The organism is Pulveribacter sp., assembly GCF_032079985.1.
Lineage (GTDB): Bacteria > Pseudomonadota > Gammaproteobacteria > Burkholderiales > Burkholderiaceae_C > Melaminivora.
Window position 1 is genome coordinate 65,865 of sequence record NZ_DAMATK010000001.1, and the last position, 25,092, is coordinate 90,956.

27 protein-coding genes are annotated in these 25,092 nt (G+C 69.9%); 9 read left to right on the forward strand and 18 right to left on the reverse strand.

What is annotated here, in order from left to right; genetic code table 11:
- Positions 1-5 precede the first annotated feature (5 nt).
- Genes RT282_RS00325 through dctP form a run of 5 tightly spaced genes read right to left on the reverse strand, consistent with a single transcriptional unit; the run spans position 6 to position 4,650 of the window.
- Positions 6-896: a phytanoyl-CoA dioxygenase family protein gene (locus tag RT282_RS00325; protein ID WP_313311053.1), complete on the reverse strand. Its 891-nt coding sequence runs from the start codon at positions 894-896 to the stop codon at positions 6-8.
- A 21-nt stretch (positions 897-917) separates the two neighbouring features.
- Complete coding sequence (locus tag RT282_RS00330; protein ID WP_313311055.1) at positions 918-1,817, reverse strand: SMP-30/gluconolactonase/LRE family protein; 900 nt, start codon at positions 1,815-1,817, stop codon at positions 918-920.
- 20 nt (positions 1,818-1,837) lie between these two features.
- A complete protein-coding gene (locus RT282_RS00335; protein WP_312303960.1) occupies positions 1,838-3,136 on the reverse strand; it encodes a TRAP transporter large permease in 1,299 nt (432 codons plus the stop codon).
- The gene (locus tag RT282_RS00340; protein WP_313311057.1) at positions 3,129-3,656 is read right to left on the reverse strand and encodes a TRAP transporter small permease; all 528 of its coding nucleotides are present in this window, start codon (positions 3,654-3,656) and stop codon (positions 3,129-3,131) included. The genes RT282_RS00335 and RT282_RS00340 overlap by 8 nt, the downstream gene beginning before the upstream one ends.
- 16 nt (positions 3,657-3,672) lie before the next feature.
- The gene (gene dctP, locus RT282_RS00345) at positions 3,673-4,650 is read right to left on the reverse strand and encodes a TRAP transporter substrate-binding protein DctP (protein ID WP_313311058.1); all 978 of its coding nucleotides are present in this window, start codon (positions 4,648-4,650) and stop codon (positions 3,673-3,675) included.
- Here dctP and RT282_RS00350 point away from each other — a divergent pair.
- Together RT282_RS00350 and RT282_RS00355 are read left to right on the forward strand one after the other, a co-directional pair.
- A complete protein-coding gene (locus RT282_RS00350; RefSeq protein WP_312303969.1) occupies positions 4,649-4,870 on the forward strand; it encodes a hypothetical protein in 222 nt (73 codons plus the stop codon). The two genes, dctP and RT282_RS00350, sit on opposite strands and share 2 nt — an antisense overlap.
- Positions 4,871-4,997: 127 nt before the next feature.
- A complete protein-coding gene (locus RT282_RS00355; RefSeq protein WP_313311059.1) occupies positions 4,998-5,555 on the forward strand; it encodes a flavin reductase family protein in 558 nt (185 codons plus the stop codon).
- 14 nt (positions 5,556-5,569) lie between these two features.
- Here RT282_RS00355 and minE read toward each other — a convergent pair whose 3' ends face one another.
- From minE to RT282_RS00385, 6 genes are all read right to left on the reverse strand, one after another.
- Complete coding sequence (gene minE, locus RT282_RS00360; RefSeq protein WP_313311060.1) at positions 5,570-5,833, reverse strand: cell division topological specificity factor MinE; 264 nt, start codon at positions 5,831-5,833, stop codon at positions 5,570-5,572.
- Positions 5,834-5,839: 6 nt separating this feature from the next.
- Positions 5,840-6,655, reverse strand: a complete 816-nt coding sequence (minD, locus tag RT282_RS00365) for a septum site-determining protein MinD (RefSeq protein ID WP_312303978.1) — start codon at positions 6,653-6,655, stop codon at positions 5,840-5,842.
- Positions 6,656-6,717: 62 nt separating this feature from the next.
- Positions 6,718-7,467 (reverse strand): septum site-determining protein MinC, encoded by a 750-nt coding sequence (minC, locus tag RT282_RS00370; protein ID WP_313311062.1) that lies wholly within the window; start codon positions 7,465-7,467, stop codon positions 6,718-6,720.
- Between the two features lie 103 nt (positions 7,468-7,570).
- Positions 7,571-8,209, reverse strand: coding sequence for a CDP-diacylglycerol--serine O-phosphatidyltransferase (gene pssA, locus RT282_RS00375; protein WP_313311063.1), 639 nt, complete (start codon positions 8,207-8,209; stop codon positions 7,571-7,573).
- Positions 8,210-8,275: 66 nt separating this feature from the next.
- Positions 8,276-10,366, reverse strand: coding sequence for an acetoacetate--CoA ligase (locus tag RT282_RS00380; RefSeq protein ID WP_313311064.1), 2,091 nt, complete (start codon positions 10,364-10,366; stop codon positions 8,276-8,278).
- 54 nt (positions 10,367-10,420) lie between these two features.
- Positions 10,421-10,660, reverse strand: a complete 240-nt coding sequence (locus RT282_RS00385; protein WP_312303989.1) for a DUF6139 family protein — start codon at positions 10,658-10,660, stop codon at positions 10,421-10,423.
- Between the two features lie 183 nt (positions 10,661-10,843).
- Here RT282_RS00385 and ubiM point away from each other — a divergent pair, with 183 nt between their 5' ends.
- The 3 genes from ubiM to RT282_RS00400 all read left to right on the forward strand — a co-directional run bounded on the left by ubiM (position 10,844) and on the right by RT282_RS00400 (position 14,624).
- Positions 10,844-12,121 carry a 5-demethoxyubiquinol-8 5-hydroxylase UbiM gene (gene ubiM, locus RT282_RS00390; RefSeq protein WP_313311066.1) on the forward strand — a complete coding sequence of 426 codons (1,278 nt, stop codon included), beginning with the start codon at positions 10,844-10,846 and terminating at the stop codon, positions 12,119-12,121.
- A gap of 9 nt (positions 12,122-12,130) precedes the next feature.
- Complete coding sequence (locus RT282_RS00395) at positions 12,131-13,162, forward strand: sensor domain-containing diguanylate cyclase (RefSeq protein ID WP_313311067.1); 1,032 nt, start codon at positions 12,131-12,133, stop codon at positions 13,160-13,162.
- Positions 13,163-13,301: 139 nt separating this feature from the next.
- On the forward strand, positions 13,302-14,624 hold the full coding sequence (locus RT282_RS00400; protein ID WP_312756895.1) for a solute carrier family 23 protein: 1,323 nt from the start codon (positions 13,302-13,304) through the stop codon (positions 14,622-14,624).
- On the opposite strand, the gene RT282_RS00405 is transcribed toward RT282_RS00400, so the two are convergent.
- From RT282_RS00405 to RT282_RS00415, 3 genes are all read right to left on the reverse strand, one after another.
- Positions 14,599-15,267: a hypothetical protein gene (locus RT282_RS00405; RefSeq protein ID WP_313311069.1), complete on the reverse strand. Its 669-nt coding sequence runs from the start codon at positions 15,265-15,267 to the stop codon at positions 14,599-14,601. The genes RT282_RS00400 and RT282_RS00405 overlap by 26 nt on opposite strands.
- A 94-nt stretch (positions 15,268-15,361) precedes the next feature.
- Positions 15,362-15,712 (reverse strand): hypothetical protein, encoded by a 351-nt coding sequence (locus tag RT282_RS00410; RefSeq protein WP_313311070.1) that lies wholly within the window; start codon positions 15,710-15,712, stop codon positions 15,362-15,364.
- Positions 15,713-15,995: 283 nt separating this feature from the next.
- On the reverse strand, positions 15,996-16,739 hold the full coding sequence (locus RT282_RS00415; RefSeq protein ID WP_313311071.1) for a zf-TFIIB domain-containing protein: 744 nt from the start codon (positions 16,737-16,739) through the stop codon (positions 15,996-15,998).
- Between the two features lie 152 nt (positions 16,740-16,891).
- Between RT282_RS00415 and RT282_RS00420 the strand changes: the two genes are divergently transcribed.
- Entirely contained in the window at positions 16,892-18,403 is a 1,512-nt protein-coding gene (locus RT282_RS00420; protein ID WP_409519457.1) for an acetyl-CoA hydrolase/transferase family protein, read from the forward strand.
- 138 nt (positions 18,404-18,541) lie between these two features.
- On the opposite strand, the gene RT282_RS00425 is transcribed toward RT282_RS00420, so the two are convergent.
- Complete coding sequence (locus RT282_RS00425) at positions 18,542-19,702, reverse strand: ABC transporter substrate-binding protein (RefSeq protein ID WP_313311073.1); 1,161 nt, start codon at positions 19,700-19,702, stop codon at positions 18,542-18,544.
- 210 nt (positions 19,703-19,912) lie between these two features.
- Here RT282_RS00425 and RT282_RS00430 point away from each other — a divergent pair, with 210 nt between their 5' ends.
- A complete protein-coding gene (locus RT282_RS00430) occupies positions 19,913-20,341 on the forward strand; it encodes a hotdog fold thioesterase (protein ID WP_313311075.1) in 429 nt (142 codons plus the stop codon).
- A gap of 178 nt (positions 20,342-20,519) precedes the next feature.
- Here RT282_RS00430 and RT282_RS00435 read toward each other — a convergent pair whose 3' ends face one another.
- The gene (locus RT282_RS00435) at positions 20,520-21,089 is read right to left on the reverse strand and encodes a cob(I)yrinic acid a,c-diamide adenosyltransferase (RefSeq protein WP_313311076.1); all 570 of its coding nucleotides are present in this window, start codon (positions 21,087-21,089) and stop codon (positions 20,520-20,522) included.
- Between the two features lie 164 nt (positions 21,090-21,253).
- Here RT282_RS00435 and RT282_RS00440 point away from each other — a divergent pair, with 164 nt between their 5' ends.
- Positions 21,254-21,613: an EF-hand domain-containing protein gene (locus RT282_RS00440; protein ID WP_313311078.1), complete on the forward strand. Its 360-nt coding sequence runs from the start codon at positions 21,254-21,256 to the stop codon at positions 21,611-21,613.
- A gap of 130 nt (positions 21,614-21,743) precedes the next feature.
- Positions 21,744-23,159 carry an FAD-binding oxidoreductase gene (locus RT282_RS00445; protein WP_312756883.1) on the forward strand — a complete coding sequence of 472 codons (1,416 nt, stop codon included), beginning with the start codon at positions 21,744-21,746 and terminating at the stop codon, positions 23,157-23,159.
- Between the two features lie 61 nt (positions 23,160-23,220).
- Here the strand turns inward: RT282_RS00445 and RT282_RS00450 are convergent, their stop codons facing one another.
- Both RT282_RS00450 and RT282_RS00455 read right to left on the reverse strand, forming a co-directional pair.
- Complete coding sequence (locus RT282_RS00450) at positions 23,221-23,733, reverse strand: BON domain-containing protein (RefSeq protein ID WP_313311080.1); 513 nt, start codon at positions 23,731-23,733, stop codon at positions 23,221-23,223.
- A 45-nt stretch (positions 23,734-23,778) separates the two neighbouring features.
- Positions 23,779-25,041, reverse strand: coding sequence for an MFS transporter (locus tag RT282_RS00455; protein ID WP_313311082.1), 1,263 nt, complete (start codon positions 25,039-25,041; stop codon positions 23,779-23,781).
- Positions 25,042-25,092: the final 51 nt, after the last annotated feature.

Here is a 25,092-nt window from a genome sequence, read left to right on the forward strand (position 1 = left end):
GGCGTTCAATACCCGGCCGGCTTTTTCTTGTGCTGCCAGACGGTCTTGTAGCCAAAGCGCCAGTCCGGCGGCAGCTCGCAGCTGCGGGTGTCAAAGCTGGCGTGGCGCGCCGGCTGGCCGCGCACCACGTCGCCCTGGTGCACGCTGGGGATGGGGTTGGCGGTGTAGGGGAAGGAGTCGGCCGACGAATACACGGGCAGCAGCAGCAGCCGCGGATCGGCCGAGCGGTTGGGGCTTGAGCCGTGCACGGTGCGGCAGTTCAGCAGCACGGTGGTGCCGGGGCCGCCGGTGGGGCGCGCCACCATGTCCTCGGTGACCCAGGCCAGGTCCGCCTCGCGGATGCGCACGACAAAATTGCCCTCGTCGTCGTACATGCTGTACAGCGGCCCGTTGTGCGAGCCGGGCAGGAAGGACAGCGGCCCCTGGTCCGGCCGGCAGCCGTTGATGTACACGCCCACGGTGACCGGGCTGTAGTCGGTGTGGGGCCAGGCGGGGATGTCCTGGTGCCAGTCAAAGCCGCCGCTGCCCTTGCCTGACTTGACGTTGAGCTTGGCGTGGTGGAACTTCACGTCCGGCCCGACCACGTCGGCCACCAGGTCGGTCATGACCGGGTCGCGCATGAAGGCCCACATCTCCTCGTGGTGGTCCTGCGGGCTGCTGACGCGGTGCAGGCGCGGGCTCTCGGCGCTGTGGCCTTCCTCCAGGATGAAGGTCGCGTCGGACTCGCGGACGGCGCGGCTGCGTTCGACCAGGTCGCGCGTGGCGGCGCGCAGGCGCTCCAGCCATGGCTCGGGGACATAGTTCTCGACGACCAGGAAGCCGTCGCGGAAAAACTGCAGGCGCTGGGCCTCAGTCAGCACGTTGCAGGGATGCTGCAGGACCTTCTCGGCAATCATGGCTAGGGTCTCCTTGGGGGCTTACGGGCCCGTGTGCACGGGCAGCGTGGCGGACACGATGCTGGCCGTGTCCGATTCGGTGATGTAGAGCGTGCGTCCGTCGGGCCCGCCGAAGACGCAATTGGTGGTCATGCGGCCGACGGGCGAGACCACGCGCCACAGCGGCTCGCCGTGGCGCGAGAAGATCCAGACCGAGGCCAGGCCCGGGTGGCACACGGCGATGCAGCCGTCCGGGCCGATGGCCAGGCCGTCCGGCCCCACGCCGCCCGAGAGATTGATAAACGCTCCCACCTTGGATACCCCGCCGCCCAGCAGCAGCGGCAGCCGCCAGACCTGGTTGGCGCGGGTGGCGGCCACCAACAGGGCCTCGCCGGAGGCCTCCAGCACCACGCCGTTGGGGCTGGGCACGTTGTCCAGCAGGCACTGCAGCCGCCCGTCGGGCGACAGCTGGTAGACGCGGCCCGTCGGGTCGTGCAGCCCTGTCTGCCCCTGGTCGGTGAAGTACAGGGTGCCGTCGGCGGCCAGGTACAGGTCGTTGACGCCCTTGAAGCGCTCCAGCAGCGGCCGGTCGCAGTGGGGCGTGACGCGGCCCTGCTCCAGGTCCAGCAGCAGGATGCCGTGCTTGTGGTCGGCGATCAGCCAGCGGCCCGGCGCCAGCGACTTGAGACCGTTGGGCTCGCCGTCGTACTCGAAGACCAGCTCGACCTGCCCGCCGGCCTGCATGCGGAAGATGCGGCCGTAGGGAATGTCGGTGAACAGCAGGCGACCCGCCTCGTCGAAGGCCGGTCCTTCGATGAAGCTGTGGGCCGGCCGGCCGCGCTGCTGCACCTGCAGCCAGGGAGCGGTCTGACCCTGCCGGCGCAGGTGCACGGGCAGTGTGGCGATCTGCTCGGCCCGCAGGATGGGAGGTGCGCTGAACATGGTGGTGGTGCCTCCTGGCGCTATTTCAGGCCCTGCGGCATCCACAGCGCCAGGGCCGGAAACAGGTAGAGCAGCGCGATCAGCACGTAGAACAGCAGGCAGAAGGGAATGCTGCCGCGGATGATCTCGCCCAGGCTGAAGCCCGAGACGCTCTTGACCACGAAGAGGTTGAGCCCGGTGGGCGGCGTGACCTGGCCCAGCTCGATCAGCACCACCAGCAGCACGCCGAACCACACCGGGTCGAAACCGTAGCCGACCACCAGCGGATAGAGCAGCGGCACGGTGATGACGATCATGCCGATGCTGTCCATCAGCATGCCCAGCAGCGTGTAGAAGACGATGATCAGCAGCAGGAATTCGCCACTGCTCAGGCCCAGGCGCTGAAGGCCGTCCGCCAGCTCATCCGTCACACCCACCATGCCGATGGCATAGGAGAACAGATAGGCGGCGTAGACGATGAACAGGATGGTGCCACTGACCATCACGGTCTTCTCCAGCGCCGCCCGCAGCTGCTTCCAGCCCAGAACGCCCCAGATCTTGGAGATGGCGAAGGCCAGCACCGCACCCACGCCGGCCGCCTCGGTGGGCGTGGTGAAGCCCAGGTACAGACCGCCCAGCACCAGAAGGATGAGCAGGAAAAAGGGCAGCACGTCGCCGGCCAGCTCGCGCATGGACGTGTTCGCGTGCTCGCCACCGCCCCGGGGCGCCAGGCGCGGGTTGATCAGGCAGCGCACGCCCACGTACAGCATGAACAGGCCGCACAGCAGCAGCCCCGGCACCACGCCGGCCATGAACAGCTTGGCGATCGAGGTATCGGTGAAGGTGCCGTAGATGATCATGGCGATGCTGGGCGGAATGAGGATGCCCAGCGTGCCGCCGGCCACCAGCGTCCCCGCGGCCAGCGGGTTGTCGTAGCCGCGGCTGCGCAGCTGCGGGATGGCGATGGAGCCGACCGCCGCCGCCGTCGCCACGGACGAGCCACTGATGGCGGAGAACGCCGCACAGCCCGCCACGTTGGTCTGCAGCAGTCCGCCGGGCAGCGGGCGCACCAGGTAGCTCATGCCGCGATACACGCGCTGGCTCAGCCCGCTCTCGAGCATCAGCTCGGCCATGAGCACGAACAGCGGGATGGCCGTGAGAGTGAAGCTGTAGGTGCTGCCCCAGGACACCAGCCCCAGCCCCTGCAGGCCGGCCCAACCGCTGGCCATCAGGATGTAGAGCACCGAGGTCAGGGCGATGGCGAAGGGGATCCACATGCCGCCCACCAGCAGCACCACGAACACGGCCGCGATCAGGCCCATCTGCGCCATCTCACTCATCGCCAGCTCCCGTGCGGATGCGCCGCACATCCCGCACCACCTGCACGACCAGCACGCCGGCCAGCGCCCCCATGCCCAGCACCATCACCGCCTGCGGCAGGTACAGCGGCGTGGCCAGCACCGTGGGCGCCCTCACTCCGCGCTGCCATGAGTCCACGGCAAAGCGCCACAACTCGCGCAGCAGCACCAGCGTGAGCGCCAGCGACAGCAGGTTGAACCCCAGCTCGAGCCAGGCGCGCAGGCGGGCCGGCAGGCGGTTGAGCACCAGCTCTACCCGGAACAGGGCGCCGCGCGCCATGGTCACGGGCATACCCAGAAAGGTGAGTGCCACCAGCAGGTAGCCGGCAATCTCGTCGGTGACCATGAGCGAAAAGCCCAGGAAGGCACGACAGACCACTTCGGCGCAGATCAGCAGGGCCATGGCCACCACCATGATCTCGATGAGGCCCTGGCCCGAGCGCAGCAGCGTGCGCGCAAGCCGGCCGGCGGCCGGGCCGCGGGCGGCGGGGGAGACATTCATGTTGCTTGGCCTTGCGTCAGCGGTTGATCGCCGCACGCACCTTCTGCAGCGCCTCGACCGCCTCCGGCCCCTGCTGGCGCGCCCACTGGTCCCAGTAGGGGCGGATCAGCTCGGTGGCCTTGTCGATGTCCGCCTGCTGCGCCGGCGAGACCTTCATGCCGGCTTCCGCGAAGCCGCGGCCCAGCTCATCCTCCTCGGCAAAGAGACCGCGGGTGGTGGCGGGGGCCAGCTCCTGCACGATGGCACGGATTTTTTGCTGCACCTCGGGCTTGAGACGCTCGAAGCGCGCCTTGTTGACGATGTACAGCCCGTCGAAGTAGTTGACCGGGAAACGGTAGTTGAAGTTGAGCGACTCGCGCCACAGCCGCCCGCCGCCGGAGTTGGCCGTGAGCGCGCCGTCGATGGCGCCCGACTGCAGTGCCGAGGCGACCTCGGGCGTGCCCATCGACACCGGAATGCCGCCGAAGCGCGTGATGATCTCCGACTGCTCGGCCGAGGTCACGCGGATCTTTTGCTGGCTGAAGTCGGCCAGGCTGGTCAGCGGCTTGGCCGAGTACGCCGTCTGGTGCGGGTAGATGTAGCGACCCAGGACGATGACGCCCTGCGCCGCGAATTCCTTCTCGATGTAGGGCTGCAGCGTCTTGGCCGCCAGCTCGTACTCCTGCGGCGTCTGCAGCAGCATGGGCAGGCGCAGGATGTTGGAGATCTTCACGTTGCCCAGGAAGAAGCCGTCCTCGGCGAATTGGATGGAACCGTTGCCCACGGCCTGGGTGATGTTGCTGGCCTGGATCGGCAGCGAGCCGCCCAGGCGCAGGCGGAACTTCAATTCGCCCCCCGTCTCCGCGGTGATGCGATCCAGGATGGTCTTCAGGCCCTTGGTGGTCGTCATCGTGTCCGACGGGCCATAGGTGTAGGCCGTCCACGTCTCGGCCTGCGCCGCCGGGGCTAGGGCCAGGGCCGCACCCGTGGCCGCTGCTGCAAACAATCGCTTCATGCTGGTCGTCTCCTTGGATGGTTTTTCCGTCACTTGTTGTCTGCGCGCGGCGGGCCGCAAGGCGCATCTGGAAAACCAGTTTAGGAAGGCCACCGTAAATAAAAAGCGATATTTATTCATCACCTCTCATTCGGAAAACGATAGGCAGAGCCAGTGCACGCCCAGCCAGCAACGGGCGGCGGCCGCCGCTCCCATCAGGAGTTTGCTCTTATTTTTATAGCTTTTCGCGCTTGACTGGCATGCGTTGGAGGCCAATTCGACACTCAGTCCCAGGGCAGGGTGCGACGACGAACCATAATAGGCGGCTCCGGCAACGCCAGCCCGTCCCCGCCCACGCGGCGCGCCTCGTGACCAGTTCCCTGCATCCCCCCTCTCCCGCCGCCCCGTCGTTTTCCGCCAGCGAGTTCCGCAACGCCCTGGGCATGTTCGCCACGGGCGTGACCATCGTCACGGCGCGCGGCAACGGGGGCGAGCCCGTGGGGCTGACGGCCAGTTCGTTCAATTCGGTGTCGCTGCACCCGCCGCTGGTGCTGTGGAGCCTGGCGCACAAAACCTCCACGCACGAGCTGTTCACCCGCTGCGAGCGCTATGCCATCCACGTGCTGGCGGTGGAGCAGCGCGAGCTGGCCGAGCGCTTCGCCACCCGCGGGGTGGACCGTTTCGCCGGCGTGCCCTGGGGCGAAGGCCGCGGCGGCGTGCCGCTGCTGCCCGGAGCGGCAGCGGTGTTCGAGTGCGTCAACCGCAGCCAGTACGTGGAGGGCGACCACACCATCTTCGTGGGGCAGGTGGAGCGCTGCGCCCATCGCGCAGGCGCCTCGCCCCTGCTCTACCACGGCGGCATGTTCTACACCGAACACCCGCTGGGCAGCCTGTCGGCGCGCGCCGCGCGCCCGCTGCACAAATAACCGGTCGGACCGACTTACTTGCCCGGCTCGGGCAGCTCGATCTTGACTTCGAGCACTTCCAGGTTCTCCTGGCGCTCGAAGTGCACCCGCAGGTCGTTGGAATCGATCTTCACGTATTTGGAGATCACCGCCAGCAGTTCGCGCTGCAGCGCCGGCAGGTAATCCGGCTGGGCGTTGCCGCGCCCGCTGCGCTCGTGCGCCAGGATGATCTGCAGCCGCTCCTTGGCGACCGAAGCGGACTTTTTCTTCTCTCCGAGAAACAGCGATAGCAGGGACATGACGGCTTACCTCCCGCCGAAGATGCGCTTGAAGAAACCGGGCTTTTGCGCCTCGGTGAAGCGCAGGGGGCGTTCCTCGCCCAGGAATCGCGCCACCACGTCCTTGTAGGCATCGGAGACGTCGGTGCCCGACAGGTGCACGGCCGGCAGGCCTTGGTTGGAGGCCTGCAGCACGGCCTCGGACTCGGGGATCACGCCGATCAGCGGGATGCGCAGGATGTCCTGGATGTCCTCCAGGCTGAGCATCTGACCGTCCTGCACCCGCGCCGGGTTGTAGCGGGTGATGAGCAGCCGCTCGCGCACGCCCTCGCCGCCCTGGATGGCGCGGCGCGTCTTGCTCGACAGCATGCCCAGGATGCGGTCGGAGTCGCGCACCGAGGACACCTCCGGGTTGGTCACCAGAATGGCCTCGTCGGCGAAGTGCATGGCGTACAGCGCGCCGCTCTCGATGCCGGCGGGCGAGTCGCAGACGATGTACTCAAAACCCATCTCGGCCAGGTCCTTGAGCACCTTCTCCACCCCTTCCAGCGTCAGCGCGTCCTTGTCGCGCGTCTGGCTGGCGGCCAGGATGAACAGGTTCTCGCACTGCTTGTCCTTGATGAGGGCCTGGTGCAGGTTGGCCTCGCCCTGGATAACGTTGATGAAGTCATACACCACGCGGCGCTCGCAGCCCATGATGAGGTCCAGGTTGCGCAGGCCCACGTCGAAGTCGATGACGGCGGTTTTGTGGCCGCTTAGGGCCAGGCCGGAGGCAAACGCGGCGCTGGTGGTGGTTTTACCCACCCCCCCTTTGCCGGAGGTCACGACGACGATCTTGGCCATGTGTGCGGTTTCCTTGCGTTGGTCTGCGAAAGTTGTGGATGGGGATGGGGATGGGGGCGATGTCAAAGGGGCTCGATCAGCAGCTTCTCGCCCTCCAGGCGCACCTGGGCGGGCTTGCCGCGCACGCTGTCGGGCAGTTCGGTCTCGGTGGTGCGGTAGATGCCGGCCACGGACACCAGCTGCGGCTCCAGACAGGTGCTGAAGATGCGCGCGCTGGTGTCGCCGCGGGCGCCGGCAATCGCCCGCCCGCGCAGCGGCGCATAGACGTGCACGTTGCCGTCGGCGATCACCTCGGCGCCGAAGCTGACCATGGCCAGCACCACCAGGTCGGCGCCGCGCGCGTACACCTGCTGGCCCGAGCGCAGGGGCTTGTCCACCACCACGGCGCCCGGCCCGGGCGACGGCGCGGCAGCCTCCAGCACCACGGCCGGGGCCGGCTCCTGCGGGGCAGGGGCGGCAGCAGGGGGGGCCACGGGGCGCGCGGCCTCGGGCGCGGCGATCAGGCCCTGCTCGTGGGCGGCCTGCATCTGCGCGCTGCTGCCGCCGCGCACGGCCACCGGGCGCGCGTGGTAGCGGCGCAGCTCGGTCACCAGGGCGGGGAAGTCGATGGGCGAGGGGTCGTCCTGGACGGCGCCCAGGTCGATCAGCACCGGGTCGTTGTCGAAGAACCCGGGCTCGTCCTGCAGCCGCGCCGCCAGTTCGGCAGCCAGCACCTGGGTGTCGGTGCTTTTGAGCACCACCGCCACCACGGGCAGCTGTGCGCTTTTGAGATCGATGCTGCTGCGGACGTGGCCCGCGGTGTCGTCGGCCATGGGAAAAAACTGCCCCTTGCGGGCGATACTGCTCAAAGCCGCAAAGTGTACCGTGCGGCCCCCCCGAAACACCGCCGGCGCCCGGCCGGCTTGCAACCGCTGGCTACGGCTTGGGGATGCGGATGCGGCTGATCATGAGCGAGCCCGACAGGGCGAACAGCAGCACCAGCGGGTGCAGCGTGAAGCCGCCCAGGGTGACGGAGCCCAGCCACAGGTTCTCCCGCACGGCGCCCAGCCAGGCCGCCAGCGACAGCAGGCCCACCAGCACGATGGAGGTGGGAATCGGCGTGCCCTCGAAGTGCGTGACCTTGCCCAGCGGCGAGCCGCCCGACAGCGCCTCGGCCGTGACGTTGTAGCGCGCCAGGCGCGAGACGCCGCAGGCCACGAAGTAGGCCAGCACGATGCGGTCGTACAGCCCCTGCATGCCGCAGGCATAGGCCAGCACCGCGGGTGCCACGCCGAAGGAGATGACGTCGGCCAGCGAGTCCAGCTCGCGCCCCAGGTCGGAGGACTTGCGCCGCCAGCGGGCCACGCGCCCGTCCAGCACGTCGAAGACCAGCGCCGCCAGCACCAGCGCCGCCGCGAAGTGCACGTGGCGCGTGTCGCCCGTCTCCAGGTAGCTCATGGCGGCGAACAGCGCGCCCACGCCGCACACGGCGTTGCCCAGGGTGAACCAGTCGGCCAGCTGGAACTGGCGGATCATGGAAAAGTGCTTGCGCGGGGGTGTGGGAGTGGCAGCCATGGCGCATTGTCCCGTGCGTGGCGGCGCGGGCGCTGTCGGACACCGTAGCGTTGTTGCGCGCCGCTTTCAGCCCTGCCCGCGCCGCTGGGCGTAGGTCACGTACCAGTCCAGGCACCCCGGGTTGGCCATGGCGTCGCGGTTGACCACGCGCTCCAGGGGCTGGCCCAGCAGCAGCTTCTTGATGGGCAGCTCCTGCTTCTTGCCGCTCAGGGTGCGTGGCACCTCGGCCACCTGCACGATGGCGTCGGGCACGAAGCGCGGGCTCAAAGCGCTTCGGATGGCGGCGCGGATGCGTTCGCTCAAGGCCTCGTCCAGCGCGCTGCCTTCGCGCAGCACCACGAACAGCGGCATGAAGCTGTCTCGGCCCAGGTATTCCAGGTCTACCACCATGCTGTCCAGCACCTCGGGCAGGGCTTCGACGGCGCTGTAGATCTCGCTGGTGCCCATGCGCAGGCCGTGGCGGTTGATGGTGGCGTCGCTGCGGCCATAGATGACGCAGCCGGGGTGGGCGGGCGAGCCGATCTCGATCCAGTCGCCGTGGCGCCAGACGCTGCCGGCCTCGGGCCCCAGGTCGCCGCCGCCGGGGCGCCGGCCCTGGCCGGGCGGGTACATCTCGAAGTAGCTGGCGTGGTAGCGCGCCCCGTCCTCGTCGCCCCACAGGTACAGGGGCATGGAGGGGATGGGCTGGGTGCACACCAACTCGCCCACGGCGTCCAGCACCGGCTGGCCGCCGTCGTCCCAGGCCTCGACGGCGGCGCCCAGCATGCGGCACTGCATGCGGCCAGGGGTCTGCGGCAGCTCGCGGTTGCCGCCGATGAAGGCGCCCGCGAAATCCGTCCCCCCAGAGATGTTGCACCACCAGACCTGGGGCACGCCCGCGCCCGCCATGAAATCCCTGCCCCACTGCTGCACCTCGGCCGACAGCGGCGAGCCGGTGCTGCCCAGGGCGCGCACGGCCGACAGGTCGCCGCACTGCGCGGGCGTGATGCCGGCCTTCATGCAGTTGGCGTAGAAGGCGGCGCCGGCGCCGAAGAAGGTGACGCCGGTCTCGGCCGCCATGCGCCACAGCACGGTCCAGTCGGGCCGGTCTTTGCTGCCGCCGGGGCTGCCGTCGTACAGCACGCAGGTGGTGCCGCCCAGGAGGCCGCCGACCTGGGCATTCCACATGATCCAACCGGTGGTGCTGTACCAGTGGAAGCGCTCGCCCAGGCTCAAAGGGTCGTAGCTGCAGCCGATGTCGTTGTGCAGCGTGCCCAGCTGCAGCATGACCAGCACCATGCCGCCGTGGCCGTGCACGATGGGCTTGGGCAGGCCGGTGGTGCCGCTGGAGTAGACGATCCACAGCGGATGGTCGAAGGGCAGCCACAGCGGCTCGAAGTCGGCCACTTCATGGTCATTTCGGGCTGTGACGCTTGTCCAGTTTGCGCAACCAGCTATGGTTTTTGATGCATCCAGGTGGTTTACCAGCACCACGTGGCGCACGCTGGGCAGCTGTTCGCGCAGCTCGGCCAGCACGCCCGTGCGGTCCAGAGCGCGGCCGCCGTAGGCCACGCCGTCCACGGCCAGCAGCACCTTGGGCTCGATCTGCCGGAAGCGGTCCAGTACGGCGCTGGTGCCCATGTCGGGGGCGCACACGCTCCACACTGCGCCGACGCTGGCGCAGGCCAGGAAGGCGACGATGGTCTCGGGAATGTTGGGCAGATAGGCGGCCACCCGGTCGCCCGGCTGCACGCCCTGCGCTCGCAGATGCAGGGCCAGCGCGGCGACCTGGCGGCGCAGCTCGGGCCAGGACAGCTCGCTCTGGCGGCCGCCTTCGCCCCGGGCGATCAGCGCCGGCTGGCCGGCGGCATGGGCCGGCTCCACATGGCGCAGCACTTGGCGTGCGTAGTTCACCTGTGCCCCAGGGAACCACTGCGCGCCCGGCATGACGTTGCACGCCAGCACCGCGCTGTGCGGTGTGGGCGACTGGATGTCGAAATAGTCCCAGATGCTCTGCCAGAACGCGTCCAGCTCGGTTACCGACCAGCGCCACAGGGCGTCGTAGTCATCGAAGGCCAGGCCGTGACGGGCTTGAAGCCACGCCTGGTAGCGGCGGATCTGCGGGACGCGGGGCGTAGCTGCCCGCGAAGCGTGGGGGGTGCTGGTCGTTGTCTCCATGGCGCCAGCGTAGCGCCTGCATGGCAGGCGCGCTGCGCAGTTGGCGACAGGGGCTCAGCGCCGCGGCTGCTCGTCCACGCTGGTGATGGCGTAGCCCTTCTCGCTCAGCTGGCGGCCGGGCTCGGGGATGCCGTAGCGATCCCAGTGCGCCTGGGTCTCGTCCATCTCCGTGCCGCGTGCCTCGCAGTTCCAGTCGGTGTTGATGGCCTCCTGGGGGATGGGGCGGCCTTCCGGCACAACCAGGTGGGAAAAGCGCCCCTCGGCTTCGGCTCGGCGGTACAGATCCACGCGCATGTCAGCTCCTTTGCTCGGCAGTTGCAAGGCTTTTCACTCTACCGACGGCCCTGAAACGGCAGCGTAGGAAGAGGCCGCACCCGGCCGCGCCTCTTGACCCAGGCCAAGGCGGGGCGCGCCCCGCTGCGGACAATGGCGCCCAGGCGCCGCCCTTCTTCCTGCCCCGCTTGCTTGCCTGCTGCCATGACCGACCCGAATCCTTCCCCTACGCCCCCCGACTGCGACGTGCTCATCGTGGGCGGCGGCCCGGCCGGGCTGTCGCTGGCGGCCAGCCTTGGCCAGGCCGGCCTGCGCGCCACGGTGCTGGAGCTGCAGGCCCGCGAGCAACTGGCCGCGCCCGCGCCGGACGGGCGCGAGATCGCCCTCACCCACCCCAGCGTGGCCCTGCTCTCGCGCCTGGACAGCTGGCAGCGTCTGGCCGCGCACGAGGTCGGACTGCTGCGCGCCGCCCAGGTGCACGACGGCCCCGTGGGCCGGCGCGGCGCTCTGGACCTGCACGCCGGCGGCACGGGCGTGGACCACCTGGGCTGGATCGTGCCCAACCACGCCCTGCGCCGCAGCGCCTGGGAGGTGGCCAGCACCACGCCACTGGTGCGCGTGGTGCCCGGCGCGCGCGTGCTGCGCGTGGCCGCCGCGGCGGCGCAGGCCAGCGTCGAATACACCCTGGCGGACCAGCCCCAGGCACCCGTGCAGCGCCTGACCGCCCCGCTGGTGGTGGCCGCCGACAGCCGGCTGTCGGCCACGCGGCGCCAGCTGGGCATCGGCGCGGCCATGACGGACTTCGGCCGCACCGTGATCGTCTGCCGCCTGCGCTGCGAGCGGCCGCACGGCGAGGTGGCGCACGAGTGCTTTGGCTACCAGCGCACGCTGGCCATCCTGCCGCTGCCGGCCGACCCGGCCGACGGCGCGCCGCTGTGCTCGGCCGTGGTCACGGCCGACAGCGCCCAGGCCCAGGCCCTGCTGCAGCTGCCGGCGCAGGCCTTCGCCGACAGCGTGGCCGAGCAGTTCGGCCACCGCCTGGGCGCCATGCAGCTGGTGGGCGAGCGTCACGCCTACCCGTTGATTGCCGTCTACGCCCAGCGCTTTGCCGCCGCCCGCTGCGCCCTGCTGGGCGACGCCGCCGTGGGCATGCACCCGGTGACGGCGCACGGCTACAACCTGGGCCTGTCCGGCGTGGCCACGCTGACCCGGGTGCTGGCCGAGGCGCGCGAGCGCGGCGAGGACATCGGCGCAGCCCGCGTGCTGGCCCGCTATGCCCGCGCCCACCACCTGCACGCCTGGCCGCTGTTCGAGGGCACCAACGCCGTGGTGCGGCTGTACACCGACACCCGCGCGCTGCCGCGCCTGGCGCGCCGCGCGGTGCTGTCCGGCGCGCGCGTCCTGGCGCCGCTGCAGGCGCTGATCGTCAGCCAGCTCACCGGGCGACGCCCGGCCTGGCCCGCGGCAGGGCGCGGCCGATAATCCCGCGCCATGACCGCCGTCGTCGAACAGCTCGCCCAGTCGCTCACCCGCGCGCACACGCTGGAAGAACTGACCCGCCCGCTGCTGCAGCTGCTGCAGGACGTGACGGGGCTGGAGTCCACCTACCTCACCACCATCGACCTGCAGGCCGGCCAGCAGCACGTGCTGTACGCGCGCAACACGCAGCAGCACGCGCTGGAGATCCCCGAGGGTCTGACGGTGCCCTGGCACGACACGCTGTGCAAGCGGGCGCTGGACGAGGGCCGGCCCGTGACCGAGGACGTGGCCTCCTGCTGGGGCGACTCGGAGGCTGCCGCGGCGCTGGGCATACAGACCTACGCCAGCGCCCCGGTGCGCCTGTCGGACGAGCGGCTGTACGGCACGCTGTGCGCGGCCAGCGCCAGCCGCCAAGCCATGGCGCCGGCGGCGCAGCACACGCTGGCGCTGTTCGCCCGGCTGATCGCCCAGCAGGTGGAACGCGAGCAGCTGGTGCACGAACTGATGCAGGCCAACAGCCACCTGGAGCGCTTTGCCAGCACTGACGCCCTGACCGGCCTGCCCAACCGCCGCGCGCTGGAGCAGGCCCTGGCGCGCCAGCTGGCCCAGGGCCAGCGCCAGCACACCACGGTGCTGGTGGCCTTCGTGGATCTGGACGGCTTCAAGGCCATCAACGACGTCCACGGCCACGAGATGGGCGACCTGTTTCTGGTGCACACCGCGCGCCGCCTGCAGGGCGCGCTGCGGGCGCAGGACCTGGCGGCGCGCCACGGCGGCGACGAGTTCGTGGTGCTGGGCCCGGGCCCCGCACCCGGCGAAGCCGTGCCGGCCGCCGTGCAGGCCTTCGCGCGGCGCATCGCCACAGCCACGGTCGGGCCGTTCGAGGCCGATGACCTGCGCATCGACTACGCCGGCGCCAGCGTGGGCGCGGTGGCCGTGGACCCCGGCGCCATGACGGCGCAGCAGGCGCTGCGCGCGGCCGACCAAGCGATGTACGCCACCAAGCAGGCGCGGCGCGCGCAGGCGGCGCAGCCCAGGCACTGAGCGGCCGCCTTTCACTCACTTATTGATAGCTGTCAGCGCTTGCCAGTCAAGCGCTGCGGCCGTTTTTTGCCTAAAACTTACAACCGGGCACCAAACCCTCTACCATCGCCCCACCTTTTTCAGGCAGGAGAACAACGCTATGGGGTGGTTTCAATGGCAGGAGCGCGGCGCCGAGGTGCTGCACGCCGGTGGGGTCATAGGTCCGGATGAGCGGCTGCCCTGGCCGCAGACCGGGCTGATGGGCGTGCAGCACGTCATCGCGATGTTCGGCTCCACGGTACTGGCGCCCATCCTGATGGGGTTCGACCCCAACCTCGCCGTGCTCATGAGCGGCATCGGCACGCTGATCTTCTTTCTCATCACCGGCGGCAAGGTGCCCAGCTACCTGGGCTCGTCGTTCGCCTTCATCGGCGTGGTCATCGCGGCCACGGCCTATGCCGGCACGGGGCCGAATGCCAACATCGGCGTGGCGCTGGGCGGCATCATCGCCTGCGGCGCGGTGTATGCCCTGGTGGGCGTGGTAGTGCACCTGATCGGCACCGGCTGGATCGAGCGCTTCATGCCGCCGGTGGTCACCGGCGCGGTGGTGGCCGTGATCGGCCTGAACCTGGCCGGCGTGCCCATCAAGAACATGGCAGCCAACAACTTCGAGGCCTGGATGCAGGCGCTGACCTTCGTCTGCGTAGCGCTGGTGGCGGTGTTCACGCGCGGCATGGTGCAGCGCCTGCTGATCCTGGTGGGCCTGATCCTGGCCAGCATCGCCTACGCACTGCTGACCAACGGCCTGGGGCTGGGCAAGCCGGTGGACCTGTCGGGCGTGGCCGCCGCGCCGTGGCTGGGCCTGCCGCAGCTGCACGCGCCGGTGTTCAGCGCGCCGGCCATGCTGCTGATCGTGCCGGTGGTCATCATCCTGGTGGCCGAGAACCTGGGCCACATCAAGGCCGTCACGGCCATGACCGGCAAGAACCTGGACCAGTACATGGGTCGGGCCTTCATCGGCGACGGCGTGGCCACCATGGTCAGCGGCGCCGCCGGTGGCACGGGCGTGACGACCTACGCCGAGAACATCGGCGTGATGGCGGCCACGCGCATCTACTCCACAGCGGTGTTCCTGGTGGCGGCGCTGATCGCCGTGCTGCTGGGCTTTTCCCCGAAGTTCGGCGCGCTGATCCAGGCCATTCCGCTGCCGGTGATGGGCGGCGTGTCCATCGTGGTGTTCGGCCTGATCGCCATTGCCGGCGCCAAGATCTGGGTGGACAACAAGGTGGATTTCTCGCGCAGCAGCAACCTGCTGGTGGCCGCCATCACGCTGATCCTGGGCACGGGTGAGTTCACGCTGAAGTTCGGCGAGTTCGCCCTGGGCGGCATCGGCACCGCCACCTTCGGCGCCATCTTGCTCAACGCGCTGCTGTCGCGCGGCGAGCCGGCGGCCCTGCTCAGCGCGCCGCGGTCGCGGGACTGAAGCCGAAGAACGCGGCCGCCGGCTGCGTCTCGGGCAGCACGTAGACCACGCCGGCGTGCTGCCCGAACGTGGGCGCGACGAGGCGGTCGTAGAACGCCACCGGCACGTTGATGCAGCCGTAGGAGATGCGGTTGTCGCTGATGGTGGCGCTGGCCAGGCGCTGCAGCCGGCGCTCCGAAGCCTTGGTGGCCCGCACACGGTGCATGGAAATGGCATCGTCGTAGTCGACCCAGACGATGTCCTCGCCCTTCAGGTTCTGGCCCGGTTCGCTGACGAACCGGCCCGCCGGCGTGGTGCGCTCGTGCGGCGCGATTTGTGCCATGGGGCGCTCGCCGATGCCAGGCACCGAACGGTCCCCACGGGCCAGGCCCAGCAGCACGACAGACGAGCCTTGCCAGGCGCCCTCGGCGTCGAAGACGTGCACGGCGGCAGAGCGTTTGTCCACCAGCGCAAAGGGCAGCTCGGCGTTGTTGCCGCTGGCGCGCACCCAGTCGAGCACCTCGCGCGCCTCGCCGGACAGGGCGGGGCCGTGGCGCTGCTGGCCGTGCTCCGAAGCAGCAGCTGCCGGCAGGCCACAGGCCAATGCGACGCCCAACGCTGCGGCCATCAGGGCTGCGCGGGCATGTCGGGGCGGATGCGCCATGGAAGGTTCAAACGGACGGAAGAGGGGGTACATGCCCGCCAGGATGCGCCTTTTGCGAAGCCATGGCGCATCCGGGGGCTGGGAGCGCAGATGCTTAGTTGCGATCGGCGCGGGCTGCGCGCATGCCGGAGCGGTTGTTGGAGGTGTCATTCATGCCGGCCTGCTGGTTGCCGCTCATGCCCGTGTTGTTGCCGGTGGTGGAGTTCATGGAGCTGGCACCGGTGTTGGCATTGGCACCGTTGTTCGTGCCCGTCGCGCCGCTGTTGCCCATCGCGGCCTGGCTGTTGCTGACCTGGGGTGCGGGAGAGTTACCCTGCGGCGACGGCGCCACCGGAGGCGTGGTGTCGCTATTGGGCGAGGTGCTGTTGGTCTGGGCCCAGACACCCGTGGCGGACAGGGCCAGGGCGGCGGTCAGGGAGAGAGTCTTGATGGCGGTCTTCAACATGGTGTGCTTTCCTGCAAAAGGTGGTGGTGGATGAACTTGCCTGGCCCGATCCGGCATGCCTTCGATCAGCGCTGTCGGCAGAGCCTTGGGCCGTCCCCTCAACTGTCGCTAGTGATGCTTCTAGTGTTTCTGAACACCAGGAATGGCCCGTGGACAGTCTTCCCCTGACCCTGTAGGCAGTTTGCCCAGCACCGCGCCGGGTGGCGGCGGGCACGATTTGCATGAAATCGAGCTACAGCCCGCCCTGGTCATGCGCAAGCAGCTATATTTTCAGTAGCAAAAGTCAGCGCCTGAACCATGACCAGACCAGCTCGATGCCCGCGCTCAGCAGGTCGAACTGGTCGTTGCCGCCGCCCTCCAGCCGCTGGCGCTGGCGTTCGCGCTCCTCGCGCGAGCGGTTGCGCTCCAGGGCGATGAGGGCATCGGCCAGTTGCTCGGGCGAGCCTGCCTGGCCGGCGCCGGCCGGCGCGGCGTTGCTCGCCGCCTGGCCGTAGCGCGACAGCGCCTGCTGCACCGCCTGCGGGTCCAGCAGCGACAGGGCCGAGCGGCACCAGGGGCAGGCGTGGTCGCGGCGGATGTCCACCGTGCCGCCGCAGGCCGTGCAGGCGATGGTGCCCAGGCGCTGCGCCAGGGCCTCGATCTCCAGGCTGGTGAGATGGCGCACGAAGCCCTTTTCCACCATGAAGGCGCCGAAGGTGCCGAAGCGCCCGTGCCGCTGCGGGCAGCGGTAGGTGACGTAGCGCCCGCTTTGCGCCATGTCGTAGCCGCGCACCAGCGCCTGGCGGCAGCGCGGGCAGCCCAGGCGCTCGGCCACGGGGCGGCTGGTCTCGCCGCGGCGCTCGTGCAGCAGCTTGAACAGCGCCAGCACCGAGGCCGGTGCCAGGCGCGTGTTCTCCTGCGGATCGAACCACAGGCCCTGGCAGGCAAAGCACACGTCCAGCACCAGGTCGCCGCTGTGCCCGGAGGCGAAGCGGTGCTGCTCCATGGTCTGGCGGCAGGAGGGGCAGGCAAGGAGAGAGGCGGGCATGAGGGCGCGATCGTATACAACCGCCGCACCCGGGTTAACCCTGGCTAAGATGCCGCTTCCTTCCGTTCGAGCGAATGCCTGGAGCCCGCGTGCCTTCTTCTTCCTCTTCTGCCCCTTCCTCCCCTCCTGTTTCCTTCGAAGCCATGGCGGCCATGGCGGCCGCGCGCATCCAGCATCCCGGCATGGCCGCCCGCGTGATGGACGCCGCCCAGGCCGCGGCGCTGATCCCCGCCGGCGCCACGCTGGGCATGAGCGGCTTCACCGGCTCGGGCCACCCCAAGCGCGTGCCCCAGGCCCTGGCCGCGCGCATCGAGGCCGAGCACGCGGCCGGCCGGCCCTTCAAGGTCAACCTGTGGACGGGTGCCTCCACCGCGCCCGAGCTGGACGGCGCCCTGGCCAAGGTGGGCGGCATCGCCCAGCGCCTGCCCTTCCAGTCCGACCCGGCCTGCCGCGAGCGCATCAATGCCGGCGAGATCGATTACGTGGACGTGCACCTGTCGCACGTGGCGCAGCAGGCCTGGTTCGGCTTTCTTGGGCCTTTGAACGTGGCGGTGATCGAGGTGCTGGGCATCCTGCCCGACGGACGCCTGATCCCCTCGGCGGCGGTGGGCAACAACAAGACCTGGCTGGACATCGCCGAGCACGTGATCCTGGAGGTCAACACCCTGCCGCCCGCCGGCCTGGAGGGCATGCACGACATCTACTACGGCACGGCCATTCCGCCGCGGCGCAAGCCCATCCACCTGGAGCAGGCCACCGAGCGCATCGGCGAGCCCTACCTGCGCGTGGACCCGGCCAAGGTCATCGCCGTGGTGCCCACGCACCACGCCGACCGGCACACGGCCTTCGCCAAGCCGGACGCGGACTCCAGGGCCATTGCCGGGCACATCATCGACTTCCTGGACCACGAGGTGAAGAAGGGCCGCCTGCCGCGCAACATGCTGCCGCTGCAGTCCGGCGTAGGCAACGTGGCCAACGCGGTGCTGGCCGGGCTGCTGGACGGCCCGTTCGAGGACCTGCTGGGCTTTTCAGAGGTGCTGCAGGACGGCATGCTGGAGCTGCTGCGCACGGGCAAGATGCGCGCCGCCTCGGCCACGGCGATCTCGCTGAGCCAGGAGGCGATGCGCGAGTTCACCGACCACATCGGTTTCTACCGCGAGCGCATCGTGCTGCGCTCGCAGCAGATCAGCAACCACCCGGAGCTGGTGCGGCGCCTGGGCGTGATCGCCATGAATGCCATGATCGAGGCGGACATCTACGGCAACATCAACTCCACCCACCTCATGGGCAGCGCCATGATGAACGGCATTGGCGGCTCGGGCGACTTCGCGCGCAACGGCTACCTGTCGTTCTTCGTCACGCCCTCCACGGCCAAGGGCGGGGCCATCTCGTGCATCGTGCCCATGGTCTCGCACGTGGACCACACGGAGCATGACACGCAGATCATCGTTACCGAGCAGGGCCTGGCTGACCTGCGCGGCCTGAGCCCGCGCCAGCGCGCGCAGCTGATCATCGACCGCTGCGCCCACCCGGACTGGCGGCCGCTGCTGCAGGACTACTTCGACCGCGCGCGCCAAAGCGGCGCGCAGCACACACCGCACCGCCTGGCCGAGGCGCTGTCGTGGCACCAGCGCTATCTGGAAACGGGCAGCATGCGGCCCTGAGGCCTGGGCGCCGCGCGCCCCAGGCGCGGGAAGCCGAGCAAGGGCCACCCCGCAGCGACGGCTGCGTCCCCCTGCCCGCATTGCGCAGCAATGCGAGAGCGGGGGAAAGCGGCGCAGCCGCTCAGGGGGGTGTCCCCATCAAGCGATGAAGCGGCCGGTGGCGCCCAGCACGCCCAGATCCAGGAAGCGCGAGCCCACGTAGGGCGGTTGGCCGCCGTAGTCCACCACGAAGCCGCCCAGGTCGAGCTGGCGGATGCCGGCCAGCGCCGTGCGCAGCTTGGCCGGCGTCACATCCTTGCCGGCGCGCTCCAGGCCCTCCAGCAGCACGCGGGCGTTCACATAGGCCTCCAGGCTGCCCTGCGAGAGCTCGTTGTGGCCCTGGGCGCGCATGGCGCTCTGGTAGTCGCGCACCAGTTGCAGTTTGCCGCGGTGCGGGTCGGGCACGATCATGGACAGCGCGATGCCGCTGCCGTCGTCACCCAGCTGGGGCAGGCTGGAGCCGGGCAGCGTGACGCTGACGCAGGCCATCAGCACGCCGGGCACCTGGGCCTTCAGGCCGCGCACCAGGTTGACCGACACCGTACCGGCCGTGGCCAGCAGCACGGCCGAGGGCCGGCCCGCGGCCACGGCCTTGAGCACCTCGGGCAGGTTCTTGCCGTCGGTGGCGACGGCCACCTGCACGGCCGGCTTCACGCCCAGCTTTTCCATCGAGGTGGTGGCCACCTCCAGCAGCTCGCGGCCGTAGCCGTTGTCCAGGTAGACCACGCCCAGGCCTTTCAGGCCCATGCCGGTCAGGCGCTCGATCAGCCGCTGCACCTCGTCGGTGTAGCTGGCGCGCACGTGGAAGGTGTTGCGCATGCCCTTGCGCAGCGAGGCCGCGCCGGTCAGGGGCGCGACGTGGGGAATGCCGCCCTCCTCCACCACCGGCAGGATGGCCGTGTTGTTGGGCGTGCCCACACACGACAGCAGGGCCAGCGCACTGCCCTGGGCAATGATCTGCTTGACGTTGGCCAGCGTGCGCTCGGGCACATAGCCGTCGTCCACCAGCTGCAGCTGCACGTTGCGCCCGTGCACGCCGCCGCGCGCGTTGACCTGCGCGATGGCCGCGCCCGCGCCCTGCTGGATCTCGTTGCCAAAGCCCAGCAGCGGCCCGGTCACCGGTGCCGAGCAGCCGATGGTGATGCTGCGCGCGGTGACGCCCGGCGCATCCTGCGCGTGGGCGCTGGGCAGGAATGCGGGCGCGGCGGCCATGGCGGCGCCGGTACGGCAGGCGAGGGAGACGAATTGACGACGTTGCATGGCGAAAAGAACGAGCAGGAAGGAAGAAAAAGGCGCAAGCGCCGTGGCCGCGCAGCATGCAGCGACGGCGCCGGGGCCATTGTTGCGCGCGCGACAGCGGGTGGACAGCCGCCGCCAATAATGGACGCCCACGGGCGTGGCGCGGGTGGGCGGATTCTACGGAGCCCCCGGCCCCTCCCTTTGTGCCTTTTTTCTTACGCTACTCACGCCATGACGACTCTCTGGACCCAGCCCATCACCGTCGAACAGCTCAACGCCATGGGCGCCAACACCGCCGTGTCGCACCTGGGCATCGAGTTCCTGGAGGTGGGAGAGGACTGGCTGCGCGCCCGCGTGCCGGTGGACGAGCGCACACGCCAGCCCTATGGCCTGCTGCATGGCGGCGTGAGCGTGGTGCTGGCCGAGACCATGGGCTCGATCGGTGCGGCCTGCTCCTGCCCGCCGGGCCACCGCGCGGTAGGCCTGGAGATCAACGCCAACCACCTGCGCGCGGCCACCAGCGGCTGGGTGACGGGCACGGCCCGCCCGTTGCACCGCGGGCGCACCACGCAGGTCTGGCAGATCGAGATGGTCAACGACGCGGGCGAGTCGACATGCGTGTCGCGCATCACCATGGCAGTGCTCAAACCAACCCCCTGAGCGGCTTACGCCGCTTCCCCCTTCTCTGGCGCACTTCGCGCGCAGGGGGACGACGCCACTGGGCCGGCGCAGCCGGACCCACGGCCTCTGCTGGGGTGAGTAAGCGCCTATGCTGGCGTTGCCAGATTTTTGAGCGTTTTTGGCCTCTGGCGCTTATCCAGCAAGCGCTGACAGCTATCTATTCAGTAGCACTCTGCCGCGCCAGGCGCTCGCTCTTCCAGTACACGTCGTCGCCGCCATCCATGCGGTTGAGCACGCGCGACAGCACGAACAGCAGGTCGGACAGGCGGTTCAGGTACTGGCGCGGGGCGGCGCGCATGTCCTCGGCCTCCTGCAGCGCCACCACGGCGCGCTCGGCGCGGCGCGCCACGGTGCGGCACACGTGGGCCTGCGCGGCGGCGCGGGTGCCGGCGGGCAGGATGAATTCCTGCAGGCGCGGCAGCTGGGCGTTGTAGTGCGCAAGTTGCTGGTCCAGCTGGGCCAGCGCATCGTCCTTGAGCAGCGTGAAGCCGGGGATGGACAGCTCGCCCCCCAGGTTGAACAGCTGGTGCTGCACGTCGATCAGCAGCTCGCGCACGTCCTGCGGCAACGGCTCGCACAGCAGCAGACCGATGTGCGAGTTGAGCTCGTCCACGTCGCCCATGGCGTGCGGGCGTCCGCTGTTCTTGGACACGCGGGTGTTGTTGCCCAGCCCGGTCGTGCCGTCGTCACCGGTGCGGGTGGCTATCTGTGTCAGTCGGTTACCCATGTGCGTTGTCCTTCCTGTGCGTCAGAGGCAGCGGGGCATTGTGCGTTACAAGTTCCCGGGCCATTGGCGACAGGGGAAACAGCGGGCAAAAGTGCTGGCCCCGGCAACGCATGCTGCGATGCAATGAAGCCTTGTTCCACTCTTTCTCTCCGGAGATCGCATCGATGCCTCAGACGACACGACGACACCTCCCCTCCTTCGATGCCCGCAGCGTGATGCTGTTTGCAGCGCTGAGCATGGGAGGCGCACTGGCGCAGGCCCAGCAGCCCGCCTCGGCGCCTTCCGCCCAGCCGAAATACCAGATCGGCCCCAGCGCCCCCGCGGCCCAACCCACCATCGGCCCGGCCTCTGCCGGCTCACCCACCGCCAGCGCCTTCGAGCGCGCCGACACCAACCGCGACGGCCAGCTGAGCGCCGCCGAGGCCGCCCAGCTGCCCGCCATCGGCAACCGCTTCAAGCAGCTGGACAAGGACCACAACGGCAGCCTGTCGCGCGCCGAGTTCGAGGCCGGCGCCAAGCCCTGACACCCGGCTGAATGCCCGGCCCCGCCTGCGCTGTACTCCAGGGCGCGGGCGGGGCTTTTTTCGCCCCGGCCGGGCGCCACCCCCCATCCTAGAATGGAAGGCTCTTTTCCCCTGCCGCCAGGAGCCTGCCATGAACGCGCCCACCTCCGCCCACCACCTGCAGCCCCCGCGCGACACCCCCCCTGCCCTGCTGCAGGCGCTGGCCGCGCGCTTCGGCGCCCAGTACTCGGTCGCCGCGGCGGTGCGTGAGCAGCACGGGCGCGACGAGGGCTCCATCAGCGCCCCGCCGCCGGCCGCCGTCGTTTTCGCCGAAAGCACGCAGGACGTGCAGGACGCCGTGCGCCTGGCCTCCAGCCACGGGGTGCCGGTCATCCCCTACGGCGCCGGCTCGTCGCTGGAAGGCCACCTGCTGGCCGTGCAGGGCGGCATCAGCCTGGACGTGAGCCGCATGAACCGCGTGCTGTCCATCGACGCCGACGACCTGACCGTCACCGTGCAGCCGGGCATCACGCGCAAGCAGCTCAACGAAGCCGTCAAGCACACCGGGCTGTTCTTCCCCATCGACCCGGGCGCGGACGCCAGCATCGGCGGCATGGCCGCCACGCGCGCCTCCGGCACCAACGCCGTGCGCTACGGCACCATGCGCGAGAACGTGCTGGCGCTGGAAGTCGTCACCGCCAGCGGCGAGGCCATCCGCACCGGCACGCGCGCGAGGAAAAGCAGCGCCGGCTACGACCTGACGCGGCTGATGGTGGGCAGCGAGGGCACGCTGGGCATCTTCACCGAGGTGACCGTGCGCCTGTACCCGCTGCCCGAAGCGGTGAGCGCGGCGATTTGCTCCTTCCCCAGCATCGAGGCGGCCGTGCGCACCGTCATCCAGACCATCCAGCTGGGCGTGCCCATCGCCCGCGTGGAGCTGATCGACGCCAACAGCGTGCGCGTGGTCAACGCCCACAGCAAGCTCGCCCTGCGCGAGGAGCCCATGCTGCTCATGGAATTCCACGGCTCGCCCGCCGGCGTGCAGGAGCAGGCCGAAACCGTGCAGCAGATCGCCCAGGACTGGGGCGGCAACGCGTTTGAATGGGCCACCACGCCCGAGGAGCGCACGCGCCTGTGGACGGCGCGGCACAACGCCTACTTCGCCGCCGTGCAGAGCCGTCCGGGCTGCAAGGCCATCAGCACCGACACCTGCGTGCCCATCTCGCGCCTGGCCGACTGCCTGCTCGATTCGGTCGCCGAGGCCGACGCCAGCGGCATCCCCTACTTTCTGGTCGGCCACGTGGGCGACGGCAACTTCCACTTCGGCTACCTGCTGGACCCGAGCATCCCCGAAGAGCGCGAGACGGCCGAGCGGCTGAACCACCAGCTCGTCGCCCGTGCGCTGAGCATGCAAGGCACCTGCACCGGCGAGCACGGCGTGGGCATTCACAAGATGGGCTTTCTGGTGGACGAGGCGGGCGAAGGCGCGGTAGAGATGATGCGCGCCATCAAGCGCGCGCTGGACCCGCAGAACATCCTGAACCCGGGCAAGATCTTCGCGCTCTGAACGCGCTATACATTCAATAGCTGTCCGCGCTTGCTGTAAGCGCGCTGCAGCCTGATTTGCCTCAATGCCCGGGCTGCGCCAGCGGGTAGCGCACGGGCGCGGCGGCATCGCCCGGCACGTGCAGCAGGTTGACCACGCCCGCCACGTCGTCCACCAGCCCCACCGCCTGCTCCAGCGCGCGGCCCTGCTGCACGGAGCGCACGCAACCCATCAGCGTGACGATGCGCCGCTGGCCCAACAGCCACACGCTGGTGTCGCCGAAACGCCCGTCCTCGCGGATGAACTGGCGCACGCGCGGGATGATCTCCGCGTCGTACAGGTACGAGTTGGGCAGCCGGCAGCGGCCCGAGCGGTAGCAGCTGCCGCCGTGCTGGGCGCGGATATGCGCCAGCGCGCGCACCTCCTCGGCGGTGTAGAGCGGCCCCTCGGGCACGGGGCAGCCCGCCAGGGCGGACGTGGCCTGGACGAACGGGTCATCGAAGGCGTTGGTGCGCGGCTGCGCCCCCGCCGCGGCACCGGCCAGCAGCAGCGTCAGCGTGGTGCACGATAAAACAAGCCTCCAACGCCCGTCCATCCAACGCCTCCAGCTCTCTTTTCAGGAGCAAACGGCCGTCCCGCCTCAGGCCGGCACGGCAGCCCGGCGCGAGCGCGCGGCCACGCCCACGCCGACAAAGCCGGCCGACACCACGCCCAGCACCAGCGCCAGCGCCGAGCCGTAGAAAATGGCGCCGTTCATGCCGCCGTCCAGCAGGGCGCCGAATACCGGCGCCGCCACGCTGAAGCCCAGGTCCAGCCCCGAATACACCGTGCCGTACACGCGCCCCGTGGCGCCGGGCGGCGCGGCGCGCTTGATCAGCATGTCGCGCGAAGGCCCGGCGATGCCGATGCCCGCGCCAGCCAGCGCCGCCACGGCCAGCGCCACCATGCCCGGCAGCACGCCCAGGCCCACCAGCGTCAGCAGCGCGGCCGAGGCCAGCAGGCAGACGCTGATGGTCTTCTCCAGCCGCTGCACCCGCCCCACCAGGAAGCCGCCCAGCACCATGCCGGCGGCCCCGCACAGCATGTAGCCGGTCACCACCAGCGCCGTGGTGGTCAGCGGGATGCCATAGAGGTTTTGCAGTGCCGGGCCGGCAAAGCTCTGGATGGCGCTGAGCGAGCAAGTGCTCCAGAAAAAGAACGAAAAGCACAGCCACACCGCCGGCAGCCGCAGGAAGGCCAGCGGATGCTCGGGCACGGCGCCCGCCGTGCCAGCCCCGGCCGGCTGCGTGCCGCGTGCGCCGTGGCGGTCGTCCAGCGCGTCGCGGTTGATGACCATGATGGCCAGCACCACCAGCGCCAGCACCGCTCCGCTGGCGCAGGCCACGCGCCAGGAGCCCGCGGCCGTGGCGATGCCGGCCATGAACACCGGCGCCGTGGCCCAGCCCAGGTTGCCCGAGATGCCGTGCACCGAGAAGCCGTGGCCCAGGCGCGCCGGCGATACGCGCTTGTTCAGAATGGTGAAGTCCACCGGATGGAAGGGCGCGTTGCCCAGCCCGGCCAGCACCGAGGCCACGAGCAGCCCTGCATAGCCACTGGCGCTGGCGGCCGTCAGCCCGGCGACGGCGAAGCACGCCAGGGCGAAGAACAGCACCGGCCGCGCGCCCACGCGGTCGACCACGAAGCCGGCCAGCGCCTGCCCCACGCCCGAAACCACGAAGAACACCGACAGCAGCAGCCCCAATTCGGAATACGAGAAGCCGAAGTCCGCGATCAGGAACGGGAACAGCGGCGGCAGCAGCATGTGAAAAAAGTGCGACGAGCCATGGGCCAGCCCGATCAGGCCGATGGTGCGCGCGTCCTCGCGCAGGGAGGCCGGGGCGCTGGCGTTGGGAGTGGGTTGCATGGGGCCGATCTTAGGCAGGCCGGGCGCGGCGTGATTACGATAGCTGGCCAA